This window comes from Methylocaldum sp. RMAD-M, from assembly GCF_017832375.1.
GTDB lineage: Bacteria > Pseudomonadota > Gammaproteobacteria > Methylococcales > Methylococcaceae > Methylocaldum.
The window spans coordinates 179,736-199,412 of record NZ_JAFIBZ010000005.1 but is presented as its reverse complement, the minus strand read 5'-3'; the positions used below and the strand labels follow the sequence as shown (position 1 = coordinate 199,412).

Annotated in this window: 22 protein-coding genes; 19 read left to right on the top strand and 3 right to left on the bottom strand. The window is 59.6% G+C overall.

Annotated elements, in window-relative coordinates; translation table 11 throughout:
- Positions 1 to 3 precede the first annotated feature (3 nt).
- The 3 genes from cysW (at position 4) to JOD69_RS07455 (ending at position 2,687) form a co-directional block, all read left to right on the top strand.
- Positions 4 to 882, top strand: coding sequence for a sulfate ABC transporter permease subunit CysW (cysW, locus tag JOD69_RS07465; RefSeq protein WP_077727861.1), 879 nt, complete (start codon positions 4 to 6; stop codon positions 880 to 882).
- A 106-nt stretch (positions 883 to 988) separates the two neighbouring features.
- Complete coding sequence (locus tag JOD69_RS07460; protein WP_077727860.1) at positions 989 to 2,083, top strand: sulfate ABC transporter ATP-binding protein; 1,095 nt, start codon at positions 989 to 991, stop codon at positions 2,081 to 2,083.
- A gap of 13 nt (positions 2,084 to 2,096) precedes the next feature.
- Positions 2,097 to 2,687 carry an alpha/beta hydrolase gene (locus JOD69_RS07455; protein ID WP_077727859.1) on the top strand — a complete coding sequence of 197 codons (591 nt, stop codon included), beginning with the start codon at positions 2,097 to 2,099 and terminating at the stop codon, positions 2,685 to 2,687.
- Between the two features lie 15 nt (positions 2,688 to 2,702).
- On the opposite strand, the gene JOD69_RS07450 is transcribed toward JOD69_RS07455, so the two are convergent.
- Entirely contained in the window at positions 2,703 to 2,951 is a 249-nt protein-coding gene (locus JOD69_RS07450; protein ID WP_210023838.1) for a hypothetical protein, read from the bottom strand.
- A gap of 26 nt (positions 2,952 to 2,977) precedes the next feature.
- On the opposite strand from JOD69_RS07450, the gene chrA reads away from it, so the two are divergent.
- The 12 genes from chrA to JOD69_RS07390 all read left to right on the top strand — a co-directional run bounded on the left by chrA (position 2,978) and on the right by JOD69_RS07390 (position 13,449).
- Positions 2,978 to 4,339 (top strand): chromate efflux transporter, encoded by a 1,362-nt coding sequence (gene chrA / locus JOD69_RS07445; protein WP_077727857.1) that lies wholly within the window; start codon positions 2,978 to 2,980, stop codon positions 4,337 to 4,339.
- Positions 4,340 to 4,744: 405 nt separating this feature from the next.
- Positions 4,745 to 5,530 (top strand): ParA family protein, encoded by a 786-nt coding sequence (locus JOD69_RS07440; RefSeq protein WP_077727856.1) that lies wholly within the window; start codon positions 4,745 to 4,747, stop codon positions 5,528 to 5,530.
- A 17-nt stretch (positions 5,531 to 5,547) separates the two neighbouring features.
- On the top strand, positions 5,548 to 5,952 hold the full coding sequence (locus JOD69_RS07435) for a DUF1992 domain-containing protein (protein ID WP_077727855.1): 405 nt from the start codon (positions 5,548 to 5,550) through the stop codon (positions 5,950 to 5,952).
- A gap of 19 nt (positions 5,953 to 5,971) precedes the next feature.
- Complete coding sequence (locus JOD69_RS07430) at positions 5,972 to 6,781, top strand: RMD1 family protein (RefSeq protein WP_240502348.1); 810 nt, start codon at positions 5,972 to 5,974, stop codon at positions 6,779 to 6,781.
- Positions 6,782 to 7,023: 242 nt separating this feature from the next.
- Positions 7,024 to 7,641, top strand: coding sequence for an RNA polymerase sigma factor (locus tag JOD69_RS07425; protein ID WP_210023837.1), 618 nt, complete (start codon positions 7,024 to 7,026; stop codon positions 7,639 to 7,641).
- Between the two features lie 10 nt (positions 7,642 to 7,651).
- Positions 7,652 to 8,083, top strand: a complete 432-nt coding sequence (locus JOD69_RS07420; RefSeq protein WP_077727854.1) for a hypothetical protein — start codon at positions 7,652 to 7,654, stop codon at positions 8,081 to 8,083.
- Positions 8,080 to 8,520 carry a periplasmic heavy metal sensor gene (locus tag JOD69_RS07415; RefSeq protein ID WP_077727853.1) on the top strand — a complete coding sequence of 147 codons (441 nt, stop codon included), beginning with the start codon at positions 8,080 to 8,082 and terminating at the stop codon, positions 8,518 to 8,520. The genes JOD69_RS07420 and JOD69_RS07415 overlap by 4 nt, the downstream gene beginning before the upstream one ends.
- Positions 8,521 to 8,526: 6 nt before the next feature.
- A complete protein-coding gene (locus tag JOD69_RS07410) occupies positions 8,527 to 10,047 on the top strand; it encodes a TolC family protein (RefSeq protein ID WP_086134955.1) in 1,521 nt (506 codons plus the stop codon).
- A gap of 36 nt (positions 10,048 to 10,083) precedes the next feature.
- Positions 10,084 to 11,217, top strand: a complete 1,134-nt coding sequence (locus JOD69_RS07405; protein ID WP_240507085.1) for an efflux RND transporter periplasmic adaptor subunit — start codon at positions 10,084 to 10,086, stop codon at positions 11,215 to 11,217.
- 4 nt (positions 11,218 to 11,221) lie between these two features.
- Positions 11,222 to 11,941, top strand: coding sequence for an ABC transporter ATP-binding protein (locus tag JOD69_RS07400; protein ID WP_077727850.1), 720 nt, complete (start codon positions 11,222 to 11,224; stop codon positions 11,939 to 11,941).
- Positions 11,938 to 13,161 carry an ABC transporter permease gene (locus JOD69_RS07395; RefSeq protein ID WP_205781123.1) on the top strand — a complete coding sequence of 408 codons (1,224 nt, stop codon included), beginning with the start codon at positions 11,938 to 11,940 and terminating at the stop codon, positions 13,159 to 13,161. Before JOD69_RS07400 ends, JOD69_RS07395 begins: the two co-directional genes overlap by 4 nt.
- Positions 13,162 to 13,239: 78 nt before the next feature.
- Positions 13,240 to 13,449 carry a type II toxin-antitoxin system HicB family antitoxin gene (locus JOD69_RS07390; protein WP_077732749.1) on the top strand — a complete coding sequence of 70 codons (210 nt, stop codon included), beginning with the start codon at positions 13,240 to 13,242 and terminating at the stop codon, positions 13,447 to 13,449.
- A gap of 92 nt (positions 13,450 to 13,541) precedes the next feature.
- Here the strand turns inward: JOD69_RS07390 and JOD69_RS07385 are convergent, their stop codons facing one another.
- Together JOD69_RS07385 and JOD69_RS07380 are read right to left on the bottom strand one after the other, a co-directional pair.
- A complete protein-coding gene (locus JOD69_RS07385) occupies positions 13,542 to 13,931 on the bottom strand; it encodes a type II toxin-antitoxin system VapC family toxin (RefSeq protein ID WP_086134956.1) in 390 nt (129 codons plus the stop codon).
- The gene (locus JOD69_RS07380) at positions 13,918 to 14,181 is read right to left on the bottom strand and encodes an AbrB/MazE/SpoVT family DNA-binding domain-containing protein (RefSeq protein WP_086134957.1); all 264 of its coding nucleotides are present in this window, start codon (positions 14,179 to 14,181) and stop codon (positions 13,918 to 13,920) included. The genes JOD69_RS07385 and JOD69_RS07380 overlap by 14 nt, the downstream gene beginning before the upstream one ends.
- A gap of 430 nt (positions 14,182 to 14,611) precedes the next feature.
- Between JOD69_RS07380 and JOD69_RS07375 the strand changes: the two genes are divergently transcribed.
- The 4 genes from JOD69_RS07375 (at position 14,612) to JOD69_RS07360 (ending at position 19,084) form a co-directional block, all read left to right on the top strand.
- Positions 14,612 to 16,231, top strand: a complete 1,620-nt coding sequence (locus tag JOD69_RS07375) for a B12-binding domain-containing radical SAM protein (RefSeq protein ID WP_086134958.1) — start codon at positions 14,612 to 14,614, stop codon at positions 16,229 to 16,231.
- A 134-nt stretch (positions 16,232 to 16,365) separates the two neighbouring features.
- Positions 16,366 to 16,725, top strand: coding sequence for an exosortase system-associated protein, TIGR04073 family (locus JOD69_RS07370; protein WP_077732753.1), 360 nt, complete (start codon positions 16,366 to 16,368; stop codon positions 16,723 to 16,725).
- A gap of 243 nt (positions 16,726 to 16,968) precedes the next feature.
- A complete protein-coding gene (locus JOD69_RS07365; protein WP_077732754.1) occupies positions 16,969 to 18,138 on the top strand; it encodes an acyl-CoA dehydrogenase family protein in 1,170 nt (389 codons plus the stop codon).
- 97 nt (positions 18,139 to 18,235) lie between these two features.
- Complete coding sequence (locus JOD69_RS07360) at positions 18,236 to 19,084, top strand: class I SAM-dependent methyltransferase (protein WP_240502680.1); 849 nt, start codon at positions 18,236 to 18,238, stop codon at positions 19,082 to 19,084.
- Positions 19,085 to 19,677 lie beyond the last annotated feature (593 nt).

The window sequence follows — 19,677 nt, the reverse complement described above, 5'->3', positions numbered from 1 at the left end:
CAAATGTCTTCGATTGCCCTCCCTTCATCGATCAGCCGAACCCGCACCGCCAGCCGTACGAATCGCGAGCCGGCGCTCGTCCGCTGGCTGCTGACCGCTTTGGCCCTGGCTTTTCTGTTCGGCTTTCTGTTTTTGCCGCTGACCGTCGTATTCACCCAAGCCCTCGGCAAAGGCTGGGCTGCGTATGGAGCCGCGCTGATCGAGCCCAATGCGCTTTCCGCCATGTGGCTGACGGTCTTGGCGGCGGCCATCGCCGTGCCGCTGAACCTGGTGTTCGGCATCGCTGCCGCCTGGGCTATCGCCAAATTCGAATTTCCGGGAAAAAGCCTGTTGATGACCCTGATCGACCTACCGTTCTCGGTATCGCCGGTGGTCTCGGGACTGATCTACGTGCTGCTGTTCGGACTCCAGGGCTGGCTCGGCCCGTGGCTGCAAGAGCACGACATCAAGCTGATCTTCGCCGTCCCCGGCATTGTCCTGGCCACGATTTTCGTCACCTTTCCGTTCGTAGCCCGCGAACTCGTTCCGCTCATGCAGGCGCAGGGCACCGAGGAAGAGGAAGCCGCGATCGTCTTGGGCGCCTCCGGCTGGCAGGCCTTCTGGCGCGTCACCCTGCCCAACGTCAAATGGGGCCTGCTCTACGGCGTGATTCTCTGCAACGCGCGCGCCATGGGCGAATTCGGCGCGGTATCGGTGGTGTCCGGCCATATCCGGGGAATGACCAACACCATCCCGCTGCACGTGGAGATTCTGTACAACGAATACAACAGCGCCGCGGCGTTCGCGGTGGCTTCCGTGCTGGCGCTGCTGGCTTTGGTGACGCTGGCGGCCAAGAGCATTCTCGAATGGCGCATCAAACAGCAGACCGTCGATCGATCGTAGGTCGTAGGGCGGGTTAGCGCAGCGTAACCCGCCGAAAGCGTAACCCGCCGAATCAGAAGGTCCATCCCTGCTAAGCCGCTCTACAAAAATCCAGGAGCACTCCGATATGAGCATAGAAATCAACGACGTGGAAAAATCCTTCGGCCGATTCAAGGCTCTTAAGAACATTACCTTGAACATCGGCAGCGGCGAACTGGTGGCGCTCTTGGGGCCTTCCGGCTGCGGCAAGACGACCTTGCTGCGCATCATCGCGGGGCTGGAGGCACCCGATTCGGGCTCTATCCTGTTTTACGGCGAGGATGCGACCAACCGCCACGTACGGGAACGGCAAGTCGGATTCGTGTTTCAGCATTACGCCCTGTTCCGCCACATGACGGTATTCGAGAACATCGCCTTCGGTCTTCGGGTCCGGCCGCGAGGTCAGCGACCTTCGGAAAGCGAAATCCGGCGCAAGGTACACGACTTGCTGAACCTGGTGCAACTGGATTGGCTGGCCGACCGTTATCCCGGCCAGTTGTCGGGCGGCCAGCGCCAGCGCATCGCCTTGGCCCGAGCCTTGGCGGTCGAACCCAAGGTGCTGCTCCTCGACGAACCGTTCGGCGCACTCGACGCCAAGGTCCGCAAGGATTTGCGCCGCTGGCTGCGACGTTTGCACGACGAATTGCACGTCACCAGCGTGTTCGTCACCCACGATCAGGAAGAGGCTCTGGAAGTGGCCGACCGCGTGGTGGTGCTGAACGAGGGCCGGGTCGAGCAGATCGGGACGCCCGACGAAGTTTATGACCACCCGGAAACGCCCTTCGTCTACCACTTTCTGGGCGACGTCAACCTGTTCCACGGTCGCGTCCACGACGGCCATGCCCGCATCGGCGAAACCCAGGTGGACCTCACCGGCGGCTCCGATCATCCGGAATCGGCGATCTTCTACGTACGGCCCCATGAAATCGAGATCCTGCGAGACGGCGGCGGCACCGGCACCATCGCCGCCAAGATACGCGATATCCGTCCGCTGGGAGCCACCGTGCGCATCGAACTGGAACGCATCGACGATCGCGGGTCCGTGGAAGTCGAACTGACCCGCGACCAGTTCGGCCGCAAAGGCTTGAGCGAAGGCGATAAAGTTTACTTACAGCCGAAGCGCCTTAGGACATTCGACGGCAACACGAAGCGGGAAACGACGCTGGAAGCCGTCAATCGGTAGCCGGGGAATCGACATGGCTTATCGACCTGCGCCCATCCGACGAGACGTTGTACCGATAGTTGAGGTTCGCATTCAAAACCCGGTACTCATAGTTCCCGGTATCGGCAACTCCGGGTCCGAACACTGGCAAACCCGATGGGAAATCAAGCATCCCGAGTTCCGCCGGGTTCAACAAAAAGAATGGAATAATCCGGTTTGCGGCGACTGGATCGAGCAACTCGAAATCGCCGTATCGGAATCCGGACCGCACACCGTACTCGTTGCACACAGCTTGGGGTGTCTCCTCGTTGCCCACTGGGCCCAGCAGATGGGGCGTTCGATTCATGGCGCATTGCTGGTCGCACCTCCCGATCCCTCTTTGGCGACTTTTCCAAGTGGCGCCGTAGGCTTTTCGCCGGTGCCCCGCATGAACCTCCCATTCCCGAGTACGGTCGTCGCCAGTCCCGACGATCCCTACGGCAGCCCGGATTACGCTCGGCGCTGTGCGGCGGCTTGGGGCAGCCAACTTGTCGAGATCGCGCCGTGCGGACATATCAATGCATCGAGCGGCTTGGACGATTGGGAAGAAGGATTCGAACTGCTGCGCCGGTTGATTGACGGTTAAAATATGTCGCGGCCGTTATTGGGTCGCCCAAGGTTTCGGCACCAATAATCCTAGAAACGGCAGTTGACCGCTTCGATGCACCAGAAAAGCCCGATGAATCCTGAACGTCCCGCCCTGCATCAATCTCACCTTTTGGGTGAAGCCGCTACGCACCCGATTGCACGGCGGGCGGGCCACCTGGCGGCGTTGCTCCTTCTTGCGGGAGACTACCCCGCGGCGGCGTCGCGCCTTGCCAGGCGACCCGCCCGCCGCACACTCCGTCACGTCCAACTGCCGTTTCTCGGATAATAATGGATCAGCAAAACGGCCCGATCGAATACCTCGCTACAAACGAAAATCCCACCGTCAACTTCGGCGAAGCCTTGCGGTTCTGGCTGAAACTGGGCTTCATCAGCTTCGGGGGGCCAGCCGGGCAAATCGCCATCATGCACCAGGAACTGGTGGAACGGCGGCGCTGGATTTCGGAGCGGCGCTATCTTCATGCCCTCAACTACTGCATGCTCCTGCCGGGGCCGGAAGCCTTGCAACTGGCCACCTATATCGGCTGGCTGCTCCATGGCCTCAGAGGCGGAATCGCCGCCGGCGTCCTGTTCATCCTGCCCTCTCTGGCCATTCTGATCCTGCTGTCCTGGATTTACATGACTTTCGGCAGTCTGCCGGCGGTTGCCGGCGTGCTCTACGGCATCAAGCCGGCGGTGGTGGCGATCGTGGTTTTCGCCGCCTATCGCATCGGTTCACGGGCACTGAAAAACGGCGTCCTTTGGAGCATCGCCGTGCTGGCCTTTCTTGCCATTTCGGTGCTCTCCGTTCCTTTCCCCGCCATCATTCTGGCTGCGGCCCTGCTGGGTGCCCTGGGCGGACGTCTCGCACCGCGATTTTTCCGGGCCGCGGATGATCACGGCAACCCCGACAAGAACTTCGGTCCATCGATCATAGACGACCGCACGCCGACGCCGGATCACGCCAGGCTGTCCCGGCCGAGGCTGATGGCCCTGGCGATCGTCGGACTGATTTCGTGGGGAGGAATCCTGGCGCTCCTGGATCAGGATCGGGGCTGGCAGGGAGATGCCGTTCAGATGGGCTGGTTCTTCACCAAAACCGCCCTGCTGACTTTCGGCGGCGCCTACTCGGTGCTGCCTTACGTTTATCAAGGGGCGGTCGAGCATTACCACTGGCTGACCGCTCCCCAAATGATGGATGGGCTGGCATTGGGAGAAACCACGCCGGGTCCTTTGATTATGGTGGTTACCTTCGTGGGCTTCCTGGCCGGCTGGAGTAAGGATTTGATCGACGGCGCGCCCTTGCTCGGAGGTGCCGCCGGGGCGGTGATCGCGACCTATTTCACGTTTCTGCCGTCGTTTCTGCTCGTCCTGCTGGGCGGGCCGCTGGCGGAAGCGACCCATGGCAACATCAAGTTCACCGCGCCCCTGACCGGCATAACCGCCGCCATGGTGGGCGTGATATTGAATCTTGCCGTGTTCTTCGCTTATCACCTGTTCTGGCCCAACGGCCTGAACGGCCCTGTCGATTGGCTGTCCGTGGGAATCGCTCTAACCTCGGCGACGGCATTGCTCCGCTTCAAGCTGGGCGTTATTCCTCTGATCGGTATTTGTGCCATGGCGGGGCTCGTTTATCGGCTCGCGGTTCTTTGATCGGGTTTCGGCATTTCCGAGCGACCGTCTGCGATTGAAAAGGTGGCTCCGGCGCTCCTGGAAGGGTCGTTCTAGCGCTCCCAGAGAGCGTTTTCCGAATCGGTGTAAGGGATTCGGATATGTAGGTCGGCAATCCCTTGCCGACGTATCGGCTCGGCGAAGGGCTTTGTCGGAAGGGCAGCTCTGGCGCTCCCAGAGATGCCGTTTGCGATTGGAAGGGACCGACTAAAGGTCCGTTTGCGATTGGAAGGGACCGACTAAAGGTCCGTTTGCGATTGGAAGGGTGCGAGACGCAGGCCGGACACAAACGGCTTCCTCATTTGTTCGGGGTTTCCCTAGCTATCGGATGCTATTGTTCTCTATACTTTTCTGGATATTTTTTACCCATCCATCAAGAGAACTTCTATGCGCCGCGTTATTTTCAATCAAAAGGGGGGCGTCGGTAAGTCCACGATTGCCTGCAATCTCGCCGCCATCAGCGCCGCCGAAGGCAAGAAAACCTTGGTTGTCGATCTCGATATCCAGGGCAACTCCACCCATTATTTGCTGGGCCAGAAGGTGGCCGATCCGGACGCCAGCATCGCCCACTTCTTCAAGGACACCTTAAGCCTGAACCTGTTCGGCAAGAGCCCGAACACCGGGCTGGATAGCGCCATACACGAAACGCCGTTCCCTAACCTCTATGTGGTGCCCTCGCATCCCGAATTGGAACCGCTGCAGAGCCGGCTCGAATCCCGTTATAAGATTTACAAGCTGCGCGAGGCGCTGGATGCTCTCGGCGAATTCGAGCGCATCTATATCGACACGCCGCCGGTACTCAACTTCTACAGCCGATCGGCCTTGATCGCCGCCCGGCGCTGCCTGATTCCCTTCGATTGCGACGCCTTTTCGCGGGAAGCGCTGTACAACCTGCTGGCCGTGATCGGCGAGATCAAGGCGGACCACAACGACGCGCTGGAAATCGAAGGCATCATCGTCAACCAGTTCCAGGGCCGCGCCAATTTGCCTCAGCAACTGGTCAACCAGCTGATCTCGGAAGGCCATCCGGTATTGCAGACCAAGCTTTCGCCCTCGGTGAAGGTGCGCGAATCCCATAGCGAATCCAAGCCGCTGATCCATTACGCGCCGGAGCACAAACTCTCCGAGGAATACAAGGCACTGCACCGGGAAATTCACGAGAGGCATCACTAAGGTTTTTCCATAGCCCCATGAGTACGCTCGCATTTCTCGATCGAATCGCGGAAGAAAAAATCCGGGAGGCCATCGCGCGCGGCGATTTGAACGATTTGCCCGGCGCCGGCAAACCCGTACCCGACGAAGAGGAACTGGCCCTGGTGCCTGCCGATCTGCGCATGGCGTACCGGGTTCTCAAGAACGCCGGCTATGTTCCCGAGGAAGTGCGTTTGCGGCGGGAGATCGAAGACGTCGGCCGACTGATCGAGCTGTGCGACGATTCATCGGCGCAATACCGGGAGGGTTTAAATCGGCTGCATCTGCTCGTGCAGCGGCTGGGAGAAATGCGCGGCGGCAACCTGGCGCTGCACGACCGTTATTACAAGCAGGTCGCCGAAAAATTCGGCGAGCGGCATACCGCTTCGAAACGCGATGAATAGCCTATAAGGACCAGAGCCGGTGCAAACGGAGGACATTCAAAAGGCGACCGAAGCCGCCCAACTTTTACGCGCACGGGCCTGGTTTCTCGGGACCCGCATCGATATTCGGGATCTGGAGCGCGGCAGCCGGCTCGCCGTGGGACCGCTGACCATGCTGGTGGGTCCAAGGGGTTACAGCCTCATTTTTCGCTTCGGCGTCGTCGTGCTCGTCGGTCTCACCCGATCCGAAGAAACGGAAATCCTCGAGCGCCTGGCACCGTCGGTCCAAAATCCGTTTGCGCACCCCGAATCGGACGAGGTAGACATCATCATCGATCCCGACCGGCCCGAGCGCTTCGATACAAATGGGCGATTGAGTCTTACCGAAGCGACTACGGGCCGGCTGCAAGTCGTCGCCCACGTGCTGGCGAAAAGCTGCGTGCTGGGTTATTACGAACGCAGCGTCGGAGAGGTCTTCGACCGCGTCGAGCGGCTGGCGGAACGCCTGAGCCAGGGCCTAGGCCCCGCCCGGGACAAGAAAGAGATACTCAACGAAATCGGCAACGTCTTGTTGATTTTGACCCGGACCGTGGGCCGCGTCGAAGTCACCGAAAAGCCGGAAATCACCTGGGAAGACATCGAACTCGACCGCCTTTATGAGAGGCTGGCCTACGAATACGAACTGCGTGATCGGGATCTGGCGCTATCGCGCAAGCTGGAACTGATCTCCCGCACCGCCGAAACCTATCTGGACCTGGTCAACAGCCGCCAGACGCTCCGCGTGGAGTGGTACATCGTCATTCTCATCGTGATGGAAGTCATCCTGTCTCTGCACGAGAAGTTCTTCTGACCGTCCTGCCCCCGTTTTCCGATATTTCAGCGCGCGCAGGTTTTTTCCCGTACCTGCGTATATAGAGATATGAAAGCGTTTTCGCGAATTTCCCCGGTACCAATCTCTTTTGGTAGGTCGGCAATCCTTTGCCGATACATGCGTCGGCAAAGGATTGCCGACCTACGATGCTCGCCTATCGGGGACGCCGATCCACTCACCGCCGTTCCGATCGAATCGGCGTACCTAAACAGCAACTGGTCGTGAACGATTTGTCCTGCTCGATCATGACATCCGGAACCGGATTTCAGTCCCGCCGACAGGAGCAGAACGGCGATACCGCATCGATCCGCGACGAAATCCTCATGAGTCGGGTCGCTCAAGGCGATCACGACGCATTTTCGTTGTTGGTCCATCGCCATACTCCCCGGATGTATGCGCTGGCGCGGCGGATCAGCGGAGTATCGGCCGAGGCCGAGGAAGTTGTGCAGGAAGCCTTTCTGCGGGTTTGGGTAAACGCCGCGGCGTGGTCCCCGCAAAAAGGCACTTTCGCCGTCTGGTTGGGACGGATTGTCGTCAATCTGTGCATCGATCGCCGCCGCAGGGACCGATACGAGCCCTGGGGCGACGACGAACCGCTTATCCAAGCCGCAGATTTGGAATCCGTGCTGACTCAGCAACAGCAGGCCGAACAGATCGCCTCGGCGGTCGAGGAACTGCCGATGCGCCAGAGGAGCGCCCTGGTTCTGTGTTATTACGAAGGGTTCAGCAATGCCGAAGCCGCCGAAATTCTCGAGATCTCGGTGGGCGCTTTGGAAGCTTTGCTGGTCCGGGCGCGCCGCACACTACGCGAACGTCTGGCCCCATTGATCCGAACTTAGGAGGAGTCCGATGCTATTGACCCGCCTCAAACATCATTTCGCCGCCTTCGGCGCCGATACCCGGCGTTGGCCGACAAAGCCGCATGGGATCTGGCGCCGGCTGGCGGGCTCTTCGCGCTTTCGAGCAGAACGCACCGAGGCCGAGCGCATCGACCGTCTGCTCGATCTCTGGCGCATCGAAACGCCATCCGAGCAGCTTGCGCAACATATCTGCCAACGAGCCCTCGCATTGCCGCAGCAGCCCGTTTCCGCTATCGCGCCGCCGACCGACATCGTCGTTTGGCCGTTTGCGTCGTATTGGCCGGGCGTGGCCACCTTCGGTCTCGCGCTCATCATGGGTTGTCTTTTGGGTTGGTACGGCGGAATCAACGGCACGACCTCCGAGGACTGGCTCAACACGGCTGCCCTTACCCCCATGCAAGAGGATTTCAGCGATCGATGAAGCCTTTCAGCTTGTCGTCCCGAACCACCGCCTGGATTCTTCTGGGCTCGCTCCTACTCAACGTGTTTCTGTCAGCCTGGCTCGGCGTCGGCACCTATAAACACACGCACCGGCGTCCGTGGTTGTCGATCGAATCTTTCGAAGAACGGTTCACGTCACGATTGCCGGAGCACGATGCCTCGACGTTCCGCAGCATCCTGGATGCGCAGCGGCCGGAACTCGTATCTCGCATCGAGGCGGTGCGCGCCTCCCGCGACGAGGTCAGACGGACGCTCCAAGCCGAGCCGTTCGACCGGCACCTTCTCGAAGCGGCATTGGAGCGAAGCGACCATGCTATGACCGCCCTGCAAACCACGCTGCACACGGTGATCTTGACGGCCGCGCCCGAATTATCGGGTGAGGGACGCCGGCGCTTGCTCGAAAAACCCGAACGCTAAGAACGCATGAATGCCAGACCACGCCCCGCGTCCGGGCTGAGATTCTTATTGTTGGCCGGCATGCTCTTGGCCGACGATTTGCCGGCGGCGGAACGTCCGCCGTTTCTCGAAGATCCCCTGGACACTCGCAAAGCCGTGGCGCCGACTCCGGCGCGATCGGTCCGGAAACCCGGACTGGGCGATCCCTGCCCGGCGGATGCACGCGCCGGCCAAGCCTGGTCCTTGCTCGAAATCATCGACCAGGCGCTTTGCCACAATCCGCAAACCCGCCAAGCCTGGGCGAACGCACGGGTTCAGGCGGCCCAGTTCGGCGTGGCGGAAGCCGCCTACCTCCCTACCGTCAACCTGAACACCACGGCCTCATACGGCCAGACCGGCTCCGGAAGCGTATCCCAAAGCCAATTGCAAGGCTTCCCCCTGGGAACGGGGGTTAGTGGCGGAACCTTCGGGGGCAGGGAACAATTCCGGATCACGCCCTCGGTAAGCCTCAACTATCTGCTGTTCGATTTCGGCGGCCGATCCGCGCGACTGGAAAATGCGCGGGCGGCGCTCGATGCCGCCAACTGGAGCCACGCATCGACGCTGCAGAACGTGCTATTCACCGCAGTGCAAGCGTATTACCAGTTGTTCGCGGCCCGCTCGGCGCTCGAAGCCACCGAAGCTTCCGAACGGTCCAGCGAGGAAGCATTCGAGGCGGCGGCATTTCGTTACGAGGTCGGCGCGGCAGCTCTCGCCGACAAGCTGCAAGCTCAAACCGCCTACGCGCAAGCCAAACTCAACCGCCAGAGAGCCACCGGCGACGCGCAGAATGCCTTGGGAGTTCTGGCCAACGCCATGGGCCTCAAGCCCCATGCGTCATTGGACATCGAGCCGCCCGCCTTCATCGAGCCGGATGCGGAACGGGAACGCGACGTGCAAGCCTTGATCGAAGAAGCGAAAGCGTTGCGTCCGGATTTGGCTGCGGCCGAGGCCCAGGTCCGAGCGGCCGAGGCGAATGTGAGATCGGCGCGCTCGGGCAGCCTGCCGACTGTTTCGCTGGTGAGCAATTACGCCTACAGCGATTCCAGCATCTCGCAAAGCTTCCAAAGCTGGTCGGTCGGTCTGCAACTCAGCGTGCCGCTATTCACCGGATTCGCCAATACCTACCAGATTCGGAGCGCCGAGGAACAGGTATCGGTCCAGGAAGCCACCCGCGATCAATTGGATCAAACGATCGCTCTCGACGTGTGGCGCGCCTATTTCGATTTGAATACCACGCGGGAAACGCTGTCCAGCACGAACGATCTCTTGGCAAGCGCGACCCAGGCGGAAAAGGTAGCCTTGGGCCGTTATAAAGCCGGAGCGGGCAGCATTCTGGAACTTCTGAACGCCGAAGCCGATCTTGCCAATGCCCGCTTGCAGCACGTCCAGGCCCGCTATAACTGGCACATCGGCAAAGCCCGCCTCGCGCAGGCGATAGGCGCTCTGGATCCGACCGAGATCGGCGCCAGTTCGCGGGCGGTGGAAAAAAAGACCAATTTCCCTTAATCAAGGTTCATGATGTCGCGTTCGAAACTCTTAATCTTGTTGCTCATCTTGGCCCTGGTCGCCGGCGGATTCGTACTGTGGAACAAGAACCGGCATGCCGCCGATGCCTCCGCCTACCGCACGGCTCCGGTCGCCCGGGGCGATATCCAGCAAACCGTTTCCGCCAATGGAACCTTGAATCCCGTGGTGCTGGTCAACGTCGGCACCCAGGTGTCCGGTACGGTCCAGACGCTCCACGCCGACTTTAACGATCGAGTCCGCGAAGGCCAGGTGCTTGCCGAATTGGACCCGGCCCTGTTCCGCGCCCAGCTCGATCAGAGCCGCGCCAACGTGGCCAATGCCCGCGCATCTTTGCAGCTGGCGGAGGCCAACGAGCGGCGTGCTCGCGCCCTGTTCGGGCAGGACTATATCTCCCGCGCCGAATTGGATGCGGCGATACAGGCGTTGGGTGCGGCCAGGGCGCAAGTGGCCGCCGCCACCGCTCAGGTGCATCGCGACGAGACCAATCTGCGCTACAGCGTGATCGTCTCGCCGGTATCGGGCGTTGTGGTGTCGCGGAACGTGGATGTGGGCCAGACCGTAGCCGCGAGCTTCCAGACCCCTACCCTTTTCACCATCGCCCAGGACCTGAAGAAGATGCAGATCGACACCACGGTCGCCGAAGCGGACGTGGGCAAGGTGAGAGTCGGCCAAACCGTACATTTCGCGGTCGACGCGTTTCCGGGACGGGATTTCGTCGGAACCGTGCGCCAGATCCGTCTGAACTCGCAGGTTCTCCAAAACGTCGTGACCTATAACGTCGTAATCGATGTCGACAATCCTGACGAGATCCTGATGCCCGGCATGACGGCTTTCGTCACCATCGTCGTCGACGAGCGCAAGAATGTACTTAGGCTGCCGGTGGCCGCGCTACGCTACGAGCCGACGGAAGGCGCGGAAGACACGAAAACCCCCAAGCCCAAGGGGAAGGCGGTTTATCGCTTGGAAGAAGGAAATCCGGTGGCCGTCCCGGTGCGCACGGGAATCACCGACGGCAAGTTCGTGGAACTGGTCGAAGGCGATCTCAAGGAAGACGATCCGCTGGTCACCGAAGACCAGCGAAAAGACGCTGCCGATTCGGGCCGAGGCAGCGGCGGTACCGGCGGCTCCTTTAGGGTCAGGATGCATTAAGGGTATGCCTCCGTCACTCATCGAAGTCGTCGATCTGGTCAAGACATATCCTGTCGGCGATTCCGGAACCGTACCCGTGCTGCATCGTCTGAACTTCACGATCGATGCCGGCGAGTTCGTCGCCATCATGGGGCCTTCGGGCTCCGGCAAATCGACCTTGATGAACATCCTGGGCTGCCTCGACATTCCGAGCGACGGCCGTTACGTGTTGAACGGCACCGATACCGCCCGACTCGGGCCGGATGAACTGGCCGCATTGCGCAACCGCACCATCGGCTTCGTCTTCCAGGGCTTCAACCTGCTGCCCCGGAAGACGGTCGAGGACAATGTCGCGTTGCCGCTTCTCTATGCCGGCGTGGGACGCGAAGAGCGCGAGGCGCGCGCGCGGAAGCTGCTCGAAGAAGTGGGCCTCGGCCACCGTGTCGGCCATCGGCCGCCGCAACTCTCGGGCGGACAGCAACAGCGGGTAGCCATCGCCCGCGCTTTGGCCAATTCGCCGAAGCTGATTCTGGCGGACGAGCCCACCGGCAATCTGGACACCCATACCAGCGAAGAAATCATGGCTTTATTCGAACGACTCAATCGAAACGAGGGCCTGACCATCGTCCTGGTGACGCACGAGCCCGACGTGGCGCGCCATGCCCAGCGCCTGATTCATGTCGTGGACGGACATATCGCCGAGGACGGTCCGGTGGAAGAGATTCTGGGAGGAGTACATTCATGATGTTCGGCACCTTACTGGAAGAAGCGCTGCAGGCGATGGGCGCCAACCGGCTGCGGAGCGCGCTCACCATGCTCGGCATGATCATCGGCGTCGGCGCCGTGGTGCTGATGATGGCGATCGGACAGGGCGCCCAGGCCATGGTGAGCGAAGCGATCGCCTCGATGGGCAGCAATCTTTTCATCATATTGACGGGCTCGTCGACCTCGGGCGGCGTGCGCATGGGCGGCGGAACCGTGCCCACCCTCACCGTCACCGATGCCCAGGCCATCGGCGAACTGCCCGAGATCGCCTCGGTCGCACCCGCCTATTCCAACATCGCGCAAGTGATCTACGGCCCCAACAACTGGGCAACTTCCATCATGGGCACCACCCCGGCCTATTTCGAAGTGCGCGACTGGCATCCGGTTTCCGGCACCGTCTTCACCGACAGCGACGTACGCTCGGCGACGCGGGTGATCGTGCTCGGGCAGACCGTCGTTCAAAACCTGTTCGGCAATGAGGACCCGGTCGGCAAGACGGTCCGCGTCAAGAACAGCCCGTTCCTCGTTGTCGGCGTCCTGGAACCCAAAGGGCAGAGTCTCGACGGACGCGATCAGGACGATACCTCGATGGTGCCCTTGACGACAGCGCAGCGCCAATTGTTCGGCAATCCGTTTCCGGGGATGGTCCGGTTCATCATGGCGAAAGCCCGCTCCAGCGAAGCGATGCCGCGCGCGGAGAAAAGCCTGATCGAACTCTTGCGCACCCGGCACCGCATCCGGCCGGGCCAGGAAGACGATTTCACGGTCCGCAACCTGACCGCCCTCGCCCAAACCGCCGCCGGAACCACCCGCACCATGTCGGTCATGCTGGGCGCCATTGCCTCGGTATCGCTCCTGGTGGGCGGCATCGGCATCATGAACATCATGCTGGTCTCGGTGACCGAACGGACCCGCGAAATCGGCATCCGCCTCGCCATCGGCGCGCGGCGGCAGGATATTCTGCTGCAATTCCTCCTGGAAGCCCTGATCATCTCCCTGGCCGGCAGCCTGATCGGCGCCGCCATCGGGTTCGCCGGGGCCTGGCTCGCCGCCAGCCTGGGCGGCATGACCGTGGTCGTCACCCTCTGGTCCATCCTGCTCGCCTTCACCGTCGCCGCGGCAGTGGGCATCTTCTTCGGGTTTTATCCCGCCCGCAAGGCGGCCGAACTTCGGCCGATCGAGGCGTTGCGGTATCAGTGATGAACGTGGGTAAACCGCCTTAATTTTCGCGATCTATAGTAGGACTAAGTTCAGTTACGTTTACCAACCGGAAAATCCATGAATTTCTGTATCGAACACGAGCAAGAAGAGGATGGCCGTTGGCTTGCCGAAGTTCCTGAATTGCCGGGCGTGCTCGCCTATGGCGCAAATGCCGAGGAGGCCATGGTCAAGGTTGAAGCTCTTGCCCTGCGCGTCATTGCCGAGCGCCTGGAACAAGGAGAAAGTCGCCCAATTCCGATTCATTTCTCGCTTGCTGCCAACGCATGAGTCAATGGCCGTTTTGCGGAACCCCAGCTTCACTCTGCGTTCGCGGCCTATAAAAACTGGGGCTTGTTTCTCTGACCCAGCCTACAGGCGAATCAGGGCTTTCCCACCAAGCAATCCGACAAGCCGCCAGCCTTCTTGATAAACCGCTCGTCGAATGTTTTCAGGGACGAATACCGCTCGCTATTCGCCAAGTGGAAAGCATCGGCGAAATCCAGACCGGCTTCGTGCCAGTTGATCACCCGCGCGACAAGCTGGGCATTGTTTACATGAACGTTTTTGAGCCCGAATAGCTTTTTGAATGCGGAGCAGATTTCCGCGGGTTTAAAGTCGTACGCATAACGCAGCACCCATTCGGTTTCCAGGATCACCGTATCGGGTATGAAGATCTCGGCCGTCCGGAAGAGCTGGTAGCTGGCCTGGTATTGAGCCTGATCGTCCCGGGTGAGAAGTCGTACGACAATATTGGCATCAATCGCTATCACGCCATTCCTTCCTTACGTGCTGGCGTATCGCTTGATCGATTTCTTCATCGCTCTTGGCTTTCCCTTCGAACCGCAAGCAGCCCGCAACCTCGTCGAGAACGGTTTCCTCGAAAGGCACTTTCGGTTTGAGCAGAATGCCGTCGCCAACCTCGATGGCAACCAGCTCCAGCCCTGCTTCCCAACCGTGGGCCGCTCGAAACCCTTTGGGAATGATCACTTGGCCTTTGCTCGAAAGTTTGGTGGTCTCCATGGCGCATACCCAATGTAAGACAAACGTAAGATTTTGTGCTTAAGAACATCATCCGTCAATAAGCCAACGAAAAGAGATTCTTGCTTTTTGCTCCGATTGGACGAGTCAGTCCGTCATCCAGAATGCAACCGTGCAGAATCCGAGCTCAAACCGGCATCTACAGACCTTGCGAATGTCGGTCTCGTTCGCCGCCCCACTCTACCGAAACGTTTTCCGGAGCTGAATCCTCCCACTCTACCCGGCTTGAACGCTTGTCAAGACAATGACGTGCGGGCGTTCTGTCTTGCTTTCAGCTGTAACACATGCCGGACAGAAAGCCACTTACGTCATGCGAACAGACCGAATCTGGACCTTGACAGGTATCTTTCAGAAGCGCACTGTTGGGTCAAATCCCACGCCCCCTGCTAATTTCCATGGATCGGAGAACATCATGAAGGAAGTGGCCTCCTGCAATGTTTTGATGATCTATCCGCGCTTCAAAGCGGAATCGTTCTGGAATTACCCCGAAGCCTGCGAATTGGTGGGCGCACGTTATCCGGCCGCTCCGCTTGGCTTGGTTACCGTAGCTTCATTGCTGCCTCGAGAATGGAATATCCGTCTCGTCAACCGGAACACCGAGGAGCTTAGCGACGAGGATATCGCCTGGTCCGATATGGTGATGACGGGGGGCATGATTACCCAGCAGCCCGATACGCTCGACTTGATCGAACGAGCCCACATCATGGGCACGCCCGTGGTCGTGGGCGGGCCGGATGCGACCTCGAGTCCGCACGTTTACCGTTCGGCGGACTTCCTGGTTCTCGGAGAAGCCGAGGGCATTATGCAGACGTTCGTGGATGCCTGGGAGAGTGGACAACGATCGGGGATGTTCACCGCCCCCAAGTTCCAGATCGATGTCACGAAGAGCCCGATCCCGCGTTTCGATTTGCTCAAATTCGAGCATTATCTTTACGTCGGTTTGCAGTTCTCACGGGGCTGTCCGTTCACCTGCGAGTTCTGCGACATCATCGAGCTTTACGGACGGGTGCCGCGCACCAAAACCGCGACGCAGGTGTTCGCCGAACTCGATGCACTCTATTCCATGGGTTACCGGGGGCACGTCGATTTCGTGGACGACAACCTGATCGGCAACAAGAAGGTGGTAAAGGCGTTCCTGGCCGAACTCATAACCTGGCAGGAAGCCCATGACTTTCCTTTCGAATTCTCGACCGAAGCCTCGATCAATCTCGCCGAAGACACCGAGCTTCTCGAACTCATGAAACGGGCGAACTTCTTCCTCGTCTTCATCGGCATCGAGAGTCCGGACCCGGAGACTCTGATCGCGACCAAGAAAAGGCAGAACACCCGCCGCGACTTGGTCGAGAGCATCCACAAGATTTACTCCTACGGCATGATGGTTACTGCCGGGTTCATCGTCGGATTCGACAGCGAAAAGGACTCGATCGCCGATGCCATGGCGGATTTCATCGAGGCGGCGGCGATTCCGGTGTGCATGGTGGGGCTTCTGTATGCATTGCCGAATACACAGCTGACCCGGCGGCTACAGCGGGAGGGGCGCCTCCATCCGGGCCATGACATCATGCCGGACGTGGACGCCGGCGACCAATGCACCAGTGGTTTGAATTTCGACACCTTGCGCCCGCTCCGGGATGTGCTTGACGACTACCGGCGCATTCTCCAGCGCGTGTATGACCCGGTCGCCTACGTCGGACGGATCAATCGGCTGGTCAGCCTGCTGGACCGATCCGATCGTCCTCGCGACTTACCTAAAGGGGACGCCCGGCGAAAAGTCGGCGCCGTCGAAACGGTCAACAAGGTTTTCAACAAATTGCCGGAATTGCGCGACGCATTCTGGCAGACCTTCATGAACTGCGCCAAAACCAACCCGCAGGCCTTGCGTCTCGCTGTCAGTCTCATGGCGATGTACCTGCATCTCGGCCCGTATTCGCGTTACGTCATCGGCGCCATCGATCGTCGGATTGACGAACTCGACCGGGACACGAACCAAAACTGGCTTCGGTATCAATCCAGCATATCGGCCGAAGGCTGAGCCCGGCCTTGCAAGCCTTTCGCACGAGGCGACCAGGCCGGTTGTCATGGCTGTTGACTTAAGCAATTCCGCCCCCCTACACTTTAGTTTCGTCACGAAACTATATAACAACAAGACTTGCTGAGGAAACAACCATGCGCAACGTAAAATCCCTTACCTTGACCGTAGCTCTTGCGATCGCCGCCCATGCACCGGCCGGTCACGCGGACGGCTACTTTTCCGAGGTAGGCGACAAGTTCACGAGGGGATTTGCAAATCTGTTTACCGGGATTGGGGAAGTTCCGAAAAATATCGTAGGCGCAAGCAAGAAGACCAATCCCGTCGTCGGGAGCGCTGGCGGCTTGATCATGGGTACGCTGGACACGCTCGGCAGGACCGCATCCGGCGTTTTCGACGTCATCACCAGTCCGATTCCGACCAAGAGCCTGGTCGAACCGGCCTATGTGTGGGAGAACTTCGAAAAATCCACCTCCTATGGTGACGCTTATTTGTAATTCGTAAGCGTTTCGAACGATCCGTCGTCCGACTTCCAGCCAAGAGTCGCGGGATGTGGGTGAAAAACGAGCCACATCCCGCGAACTTCACCGCCTCGCTCCGTCGCTCCTGATCGGCCACCGTTCCGCTCACCGAGGTACCGCCTTGCCGTCCGCCCTTTTACCCTTTGATATACTCCGGCGGCTCGGAGAAGCGGTCGATCCGCGCCCGCATTCGATAAGACGTAAACAGAGGAGGCGTTCATGCCCACAGTCGATTCCCTGCTGAAAACGGTTCGAGAGATCGAACCGATCATCCGCCAATATGCACAGGCGGCCGAACGCGAGCGCAAACTGGCAATACCGGTGGCGAAGGCGATGCAGGAGGCGGGCCTCTATCGATTGTGGCGGCCGAAGGCATTCGGCGGACTTGAGGTCGAGCCGATCTCTGCTTTTCGCGTAATAGAGGAAGTCTCCCGTATCGACAGTGCGGCGGGTTGGAATCTGCAAATCGCCGTTGCCCACGATATGTTCGCCCCATGGTTCGGCGACCAGGCCGCGCAGGAGATTTTTGGGTTCGAGGCAATTCCGGTCGGCTCCTTCAACCCTGCGCGCAAGGCCGTTCCGGTCGCGGGCGGCTATCGCATCTCGGGACGCACGACCTTCGTGAGCGGCGCACACCATGCGACGGCCTTTCTCGGCTTTGCGAATATCTACGATGATGGCGAACTGCGCGTGGCCGCCGATGGCAATCCGGAAATGCTGTTGATCGCGGTTCCCGCGCCCGAAGCCGAAATCGTCGACAACTGGAACACGATGGGCATGCGCGGCAGCGGCAGCCATGATGTCGAGATGCGGGACGTATTCATCCCCGAGCATTGGGCCGCGCCATGGCGACCGTTAGAGAAACCGGGCAGCGCCTATCAGGGATCTCTTTACCGGCTGACGGTCTGGCCGGCGATCGCCGCCCTCGTCCCGCCGGCGCTCGGTATCGCACGCGCGGCCATCGATGAAGCGGTCGAGCTCATCACCCGGAAGACGCCCGCGTATGGAACGAAGACGCTCAAGAATCAGGCCGTCGTTCAATCACAGCTCGCACGAGCCGAAGCCAAACTCGGTGCCGGCCGACTCTATTTCTACCAGGCGTTCGAGGAAGCTTGGAAAGAAGCCGTCGCTGCGAGATCCGTCACGATAGAGCTCAAAGCCAAAATGCAACTCGCGATGACCCACGCCGTTCTCGAATCCGCGGCAGCGGTGGACCTCATCCACGAGATCGTGGGAGCCTCGGGAATCCGAGAAGAATATGAGTTCTCGAAGCACTTCCGCGACATCCACGTCATCACCCAGCATGGCTTCATCAACGCGGGCAAGCTGGAGGCAGTCGGACAAATCATGCTCGGACTCGAACCCGAGTGGCCGTTTTTCCAGTTCTAGCGCCATTGCTGACATCAAGAGGCAACGCTCTCGGGACAAATCCCGAGCACGCCTGATATATTAGAATTCACTAATTAAATAACACCGGAGCATACGTATGGATCAGAGCATGGGCGAACTGATGAACCACACGGCCGACATGGGTCAGGCCCAGATGTTTTCGAAAGCCTGGTACAACGAATATTTTCGGCGTGCAGCCGAAAGCCCGACCCATTCGCGCTTCTGCGAGGCGGTTTACGGCCGGGACTTGTGCCAGCACGGCATGATGGACACGGACGAGATGGATTGCCTGGCTTCGCTGCTCAAGCCGGGTGAGAAGGTTCTGGAAGTCGGCTGCTCCAACGGATACATCACGGAGTATCTCCATCAGCGCACCGCCTGCACCATACGTGGAGTCGATTATTCGGATGTCGCCATCGCTCAGGCGCAACGCAGAACGCAGGGAAAAACGCCCGCGCTGGATTTCCGATGCGTCGACCTGATCCACGACGAGCTCCCCGGCGGGGATTACGACGTCATCCTGGCAATCGATTCCATTTATTTCATGGGCGATTACGGTGCCACGCTGGCGAAGCTCAACGCCAAACTGGCCCCCGGCGGCCGGATGATCGTCGCCGCCTTTCAGGCAAAGGAAGAAAACGATCCCGACACGATCTTGCTCCCCGGTCACACGCGCATGGCCGAAACCTTACAAGGCTTGTCGTTCCGCTATACCCAGCATGACTTCACCGCAAACATCCGAAATCATTGGATAAAGAACTACGAGTTCTCCCGGACACTGCAACCCGAGTTCGCTGCCGAAGGCAACGAATTCCTTTGCGAAGCCCGTATGGCCGAAAACGGTTGGTTCAAGGACCACGCCGAACGGGGAACCTTGGTCCGGTTCCTGTACGTTATCGACCATAACCCGAATCTGGCACCACCCGGACTGCAAAGCGCCCGATAATATGGTGCGGAATCGGTAAAGGGAGAAGCGAAAAAGTATAGTTGATGAAATTCCAATAGTATTTAAATATTCGTTTAAATACTAAATCACTAAGGTAAACACGGGCATAACAAACAGAAACTCGATCGAATTCGACGAGGTTAATTCCGTGTGAGCCATTACGGATTTAGGAGGCAATAGATCCCCTACCATTAGAACGAGACGAGTATTCGCCTCGCTTCCGGGACTTTTAAAGCACGATTGTTCAGGAAACTCGTTTCTTCAAAAAGGTGAACTGAGGATGCAGCGGCAATAAAGCCGCATTCCACGAATCTTGCCCCGCCGCGGGCAGTCCAAAACCAATTCCCGACGGTTTTGTGCTCACCCCGTCCCTGAGGCTCGTTCTTCGGACCGAACTCCGCACTTCCCAATTGACCAAAGCCGTCCCCGGCTTTGGCCCGCTAGGCAAACTTCGTTTGCCCCATTCGGCTCCCGACCGAATGGTTGCTCCTGGCAAATTTGTGGCGGACCAATCCGCCGGGAACGGATTTGCGCATTTTCCCAATGGGCGTAGGATAGTCCGGCGTGATTCCCTGCCGGCATGATGGCTTAAC

What these genes read in the sequence shown, in the direction of transcription:
- chrA (WP_077727857.1), top strand. Translation starts at nt 2,978, where the DNA reads ATGGATCAGCAAAACGGCCCGATCGAATACCTCGCTACAAACGAAAAT.
- JOD69_RS07400 (WP_077727850.1), top strand. Translation starts at nt 11,222, where the DNA reads ATGCCTCCGTCACTCATCGAAGTCGTCGATCTGGTCAAGACATATCCT.
- JOD69_RS07390 (WP_077732749.1), top strand. Translation starts at nt 13,240, where the DNA reads ATGAATTTCTGTATCGAACACGAGCAAGAAGAGGATGGCCGTTGGCTT.
- JOD69_RS07410 (WP_086134955.1), top strand. Translation starts at nt 8,527, where the DNA reads ATGAATGCCAGACCACGCCCCGCGTCCGGGCTGAGATTCTTATTGTTG.
- JOD69_RS07415 (WP_077727853.1), top strand. Translation starts at nt 8,080, where the DNA reads ATGAAGCCTTTCAGCTTGTCGTCCCGAACCACCGCCTGGATTCTTCTG.
- JOD69_RS07380 (WP_086134957.1), bottom strand. Translation starts at nt 14,181, where the DNA reads ATGGAGACCACCAAACTTTCGAGCAAAGGCCAAGTGATCATTCCCAAA.
- JOD69_RS07375 (WP_086134958.1), top strand. Translation starts at nt 14,612, where the DNA reads ATGAAGGAAGTGGCCTCCTGCAATGTTTTGATGATCTATCCGCGCTTC.
- JOD69_RS07420 (WP_077727854.1), top strand. Translation starts at nt 7,652, where the DNA reads ATGCTATTGACCCGCCTCAAACATCATTTCGCCGCCTTCGGCGCCGAT.
- JOD69_RS07370 (WP_077732753.1), top strand. Translation starts at nt 16,366, where the DNA reads ATGCGCAACGTAAAATCCCTTACCTTGACCGTAGCTCTTGCGATCGCC.
- JOD69_RS07460 (WP_077727860.1), top strand. Translation starts at nt 989, where the DNA reads ATGAGCATAGAAATCAACGACGTGGAAAAATCCTTCGGCCGATTCAAG.
- JOD69_RS07440 (WP_077727856.1), top strand. Translation starts at nt 4,745, where the DNA reads ATGCGCCGCGTTATTTTCAATCAAAAGGGGGGCGTCGGTAAGTCCACG.
- JOD69_RS07455 (WP_077727859.1), top strand. Translation starts at nt 2,097, where the DNA reads ATGGCTTATCGACCTGCGCCCATCCGACGAGACGTTGTACCGATAGTT.
- JOD69_RS07360 (WP_240502680.1), top strand. Translation starts at nt 18,236, where the DNA reads ATGGATCAGAGCATGGGCGAACTGATGAACCACACGGCCGACATGGGT.
- JOD69_RS07365 (WP_077732754.1), top strand. Translation starts at nt 16,969, where the DNA reads ATGCCCACAGTCGATTCCCTGCTGAAAACGGTTCGAGAGATCGAACCG.
- JOD69_RS07395 (WP_205781123.1), top strand. Translation starts at nt 11,938, where the DNA reads ATGATGTTCGGCACCTTACTGGAAGAAGCGCTGCAGGCGATGGGCGCC.
- cysW (WP_077727861.1), top strand. Translation starts at nt 4, where the DNA reads ATGTCTTCGATTGCCCTCCCTTCATCGATCAGCCGAACCCGCACCGCC.
- JOD69_RS07435 (WP_077727855.1), top strand. Translation starts at nt 5,548, where the DNA reads ATGAGTACGCTCGCATTTCTCGATCGAATCGCGGAAGAAAAAATCCGG.